Origin of the sequence: Capnocytophaga sp. oral taxon 332 str. F0381 (genome assembly GCF_000318275.2) — a bacterium.
Taxonomy (GTDB): domain Bacteria; phylum Bacteroidota; class Bacteroidia; order Flavobacteriales; family Flavobacteriaceae; genus Capnocytophaga; species Capnocytophaga bilenii.
Genome location: NZ_KB291321.1, coordinates 273 through 1,235, shown reverse-complemented (window position 1 = coordinate 1,235; position 963 = coordinate 273). Strand labels below are relative to the sequence as shown.

1 protein-coding gene is annotated in these 963 nt (G+C 29.6%); it reads right to left on the bottom strand.

Annotated features, from left to right (window positions below; all coding sequences use genetic code 11):
• Nucleotides 1-227: 227 nt before the first annotated feature.
• Nucleotides 228-821 carry a hypothetical protein gene (locus HMPREF9075_RS08370; RefSeq protein WP_009416100.1) on the bottom strand — a complete coding sequence of 198 codons (594 nt, stop codon included), beginning with the start codon at nucleotides 819-821 and terminating at the stop codon, nucleotides 228-230.
• Nucleotides 822-963 lie beyond the last annotated feature (142 nt).

Sequence of the window (963 nt, the reverse complement as noted above, 5' to 3'; positions counted from 1 at the left end):
TCTCCAAGTTCCTCAAAAAAGTTTAAACACGTTTTCTATTAACTTTTCCTGTTTGTATATTAATAGCAAAGTTTTTTCTTTTTTGTGAAAACCCAGCAAGTCTTTTCTTCTAAAGGGAGAATTATAATATTAATTCCTCTAATACTAAAACCATAACGCCAAGAAACTCTGTGAAAAGCCTCTTTATATGTCATTGGATAATCTTAGGTTCAATTAAGATGTGTAATTCATTCCTTATATTCCATCTGAATTTTCTTAACTTTCCCTGTTTTCATATTAACTATCATTTGTTTATTTTCTCCTTTGTCAAAAAACCAAAAAACGCCTTCATCTGTAGGAATTATCAATATATCTACATCCTTCAAGCTAAACCCATAACGCCAACAAACTCTTCGAAATGCTTCTCTATAGGTCATTGGATAATCTCTGTCTTTACCATCTTTATCTTCAACCCTTAGCAAATTCCCTTGCTCATCAAAATATTCCCATTTGCCTATTTTAAAATTAATAGAATTAGGAGTGAAAAATTCTTTTCCTCGTTCTTTTATCATTCCATTAAGATAGTATTCTTTGATGAGCTTATATTGTTTTTTGTATATCCCAAAAGTCTCAAAAGAATAATCTGATTTTACAGAATTTAAAATTTCAATAGTATCTTTTTTATGTAAATAATAAGAATTTGTTTTTGGATTCTTATGTTTATTAAATTTTTCTGTATCAAAATACTCTATCTCACCTATCTTTCTCTTTTTAGGAAGATAATCAGGTGTTGCACAGCTTAATAAAAAACAGCTAATCATTAATAAAATTATCGCTTTCATCACTCACTTTCTTTTTCTAATCCTCTAAATATGTTTTCATCTTCAGCAAAATCTGCTACTGTATCCCATTGCCATTTGTAAATAGTATTCTGATTTCTTTTATCATTTTCCCCTGCTGGCGCGAGCTTGTAGCTCGTGCCTA